Annotated in this window: 2 protein-coding genes; both read right to left on the bottom strand. The window is 61.1% G+C overall.

Features of this window, described 5'->3' with window-relative positions; genetic code table 11:
• Positions 1–203: 203 nt before the first annotated feature.
• Complete coding sequence (locus tag C8J40_RS20075; RefSeq protein WP_132898541.1) at positions 204–1067, bottom strand: glycosyl hydrolase; 864 nt, start codon at positions 1065–1067, stop codon at positions 204–206.
• Positions 1064–3178, bottom strand: coding sequence for a hypothetical protein (locus C8J40_RS20070; RefSeq protein WP_132898540.1), 2115 nt, complete (start codon positions 3176–3178; stop codon positions 1064–1066). Before C8J40_RS20070 ends, C8J40_RS20075 begins: the two co-directional genes overlap by 4 nt.
• Positions 3179–3191: the final 13 nt, after the last annotated feature.

Below are 3191 nucleotides of genomic sequence, written 5' to 3'. Positions count from 1 at the left end.
GGAGACGAGGGGGTCACACCCACCCAAACGAAATAAACCACACTGCGATATACGTAGCGCATGAAATAGGCCGTCGCGGCGTCATCTCTGCCTTGGTGAGTGACGCCGCGATACCTGCTACGTTATCAACGCCTCGGCGATTACTGCCCACAGCAGCGCGGAAAGCGGCAGGCCGATCGACAGCCCTCGGATAGGCGGGTGCGTCATGCCAGCATCTTTCGAAACGACGCCGTCTGCTTCGGCCGCTTTCCGGTCATCAGCGCGCCGGGATAGTCCGCATCGCTCTCCCACCAATATACGTCGCAGCCGCTGGCCTTCGCGAAGGTGGCAACCTGCTCGACAAAATACGGGTTGTCGCCGAACTTGCCCGCTCCGCATTCCGATATCCGCAGTGCCTTAGCGTGCTCCCGTGCGAACTGTGCCAGCCACCCGAGACCGAACTTGCAGTCGCGTGCCAATGCCCAACGAGCGGCTGCATCAGCACCCGGCGTCGGCTCTTCCATGTCGTACAGATCGCACCCGATCACATCGACATAGTCATCGCCAGGATAGCAGGCCGCTACGTCGATCCTGTTCCAAGCGGTGATCGTGGGGCACCATTGCCACTTAATGCGGTCGCCACCTTTGATGTTCTTACGCGCGTGGTCGACGATCAGCCTCCAGAGCTCCACGAACAGTGCCGGGTCCTTAGCAAACCACGGTTGCCAGTCGCCGTTGAACTCCCACCCAAGGCGGACGGCCGGGTTAGCCAGCTTTACGACCTCGGTGAGGATCTGATGGAACGGGTAGTACCGCGCCTGAGTATCGCCCCAGTGCTCGATGTACCCCTTGATGCTGTGGCTTGCGCCCTTCGGCAACATCGGCACACCGACGATCGGCTGCACGTCCAGGTTCTTCAGATACATCGCGACCAGCCAGCCGATCGACGAGACCATCTCCTTCCACTCGTTTTGCGTGGAGCCGTTGACTGTCACTTTACCAGCCTTACGACCTGCCCAAGTCTCCCACTTGCGCAGGAAGGTGAGCGTCGCGCCCTCTACGGGGCCGCTGTAAATCGAGATCGTCATGCCGCAGACCCCGTGAGGCTGGTGATCTGGCGCCCAACAGTTGCCGAGTTTGTGATGGCCGGCTCGGTGCTGCGAATACCGACGTAGACGCCCGCCAGGACGGCGGTAGTGGTTGGAGCAACCCGCTCGACGCCATCGACGCTCAAAGATGCCTTGTCGCTCAATCCAGTAACGCGAAGCGTCCGACTGCCGGAAGTGAAGGTATCTGCATAGGCGCCAAGCTGCTTGCTTGTAGTCGTTCCGTTCACGGTCGTAGTCTCGAACAACTGGAAGCCGTTCGCCGTCGTATTGTAACGCCCCCAAACGTAGTTCTCTACGGTAGGGTCCATACGGATACCGACGCCAATCGTTTCCGTCGAGATCGCGCTCAAGAAGTCGATCACGATTTCTGCGTAGTGGTCGGGGCTCGGCGCAGCGGCGGTAGCCCGATAAACAGATGCGACAGAGGTGCCGGTGGCCGGGTTCCAAATCCGACCAGCCGCCAGCTGGGGCACAGACCGCGTGGTCGTCGTAGGAGCCGCTACAAACGACGTTCCTGCCTCCGGGGTATAAGCGGTTAGCAGCGTACCATCGGTGCCGGTGAAGGTGGCTTGGACGAAATTGGTGCTACCTGCGGGCGCGACAGTGACAGGGCTCGACTTTGGCGATCCATTCGCACCAGCAAGTGTTTCCACCAGCCCGTTCGTGATCGTCGCAGCAGCAGTCGTGCCGTCGAAGGCGTAAGTTCGGGCAGCGCTATCTACCGTCAGACCGCTGACGTTGCTGACGATGGACGACCCTGCCGTGGCACCGTTGATGGTCCCCGTCGAGGCCGCACCGTTCTTGGGCGCGCCCGATAGCGTCAGGGTATTGAGGGTGTTACCTGCGGCTGCGACAGTTACCGATGCCGCTGTGAAGCTCCAAGGCCCCGGCACGCCATCACCAAAGACGGCGCGAGCCTTCGCATAATATGTGCCCGCTGCGACATTGGTGAACGTACCCGATGTATTGCCCGCCGTGTTGATCGGGTTTGCGACCAATACGTATTCGTATGAAGCGGCACCCGATACTGCCGAAGCAACGACAGTGACGGTCTGGCCCGATGCCGATACAGTAACGGCCGGCGCCGCGCGCTTATTGGCCTCAATCGTCTTGTCGCGGACTGTCGTGAAAATGAGATTATGGCCGAAGTTCCTCGGATGCACACGATCGTTGCCGTCCACGTCCGCGATATAAGCCGGGATGTTCAGCGGATTGTATGCGTCAGTATAGTTGACCCCGAACTCGGCCGCTACCGATGCAGCAGCCGGCACGAATGCTTCGAATCCCGCACGACTTTGGCCGGCAAAGCCCGTGGAGCCAGTCGTGAGTCCGAGATCAGTGATATACCACGGCGATATGATATAAATTTCAGCGCGCGCATAGCCGCCGAGGATTAGGCCGTTGATGATCTCACGATAGTCGCTGATATACTGCGCTACGTTGAAAGTACCACTTGCACCAACGTATCGAGCGTCGTTGTATCCGAGCGCGATGAAAGCGGCGAGTTTCTTGTTGGTGCCGAGCAGATACGTCCCATAATTGTCGCGGAGGTTGCTTGGCCTCGCGCTCCCGCCTGCGTCGGCGCTTCGTTGCAGGACCGAGCCCGGAACAGACGAGTTGGTTAGGGCCGCTCCGAGCGCCGCCGCGAGCAGATAGGCCCAGCCATTCGTAGTCGCGGGCGATGCGCCGACGCCTGTGCCGAAGCTGTCGCCGCCTACGGCTATCGTCGCGTAGTTCGGAATCGTGATGTAGATTGCCGCCGCCACAGCGACCCCCGCACCGGTAGCGGTCGCACCTGTCGCCGAAACGGTCAGGTTGATCGTCCCCGCCGCCGATGCAGACAGGCCAACGACCACTTTCCAACCGTTCGTGGCATCGCCTGCGATTGCGAGGCGTCCGTCGTTGGGGGTGAGCGTCGGAGTGACGCCGGTGGGCACGTTGCCGATATTCGCCACCAGCGTGCCGGACGCAGCGCCTGCGGTGAAACCGAGCGGGCCGGTGAGGGTCAGCGTTGGCGTCGGGGGCGGCACCGCGGCTCCCGCAGCCAACTTTACGACCTTCGTCGAGATCTCGATCGTCGGCGTCGCCATTAGCATGCTGTCG

It is taken from the genome of Sphingomonas sp. PP-CC-3A-396 (assembly GCF_004343105.1).
Taxonomy (GTDB): domain Bacteria; phylum Pseudomonadota; class Alphaproteobacteria; order Sphingomonadales; family Sphingomonadaceae; genus Sphingomonas.
The sequence above is the reverse complement of the archived record's forward strand: the minus strand, read 5'-3'. Positions and strand labels throughout refer to the sequence as shown.

Excerpts from the sequence above, each read along its gene's own strand:
- C8J40_RS20075 (WP_132898541.1), bottom strand. The coding sequence starts at position 1,067 with ATGACGATCTCGATTTACAGCGGCCCCGTAGAGGGCGCGACGCTCACC.
- C8J40_RS20070 (WP_132898540.1), bottom strand. The coding sequence starts at position 3,178 with ATGGCGACGCCGACGATCGAGATCTCGACGAAGGTCGTAAAGTTGGCT.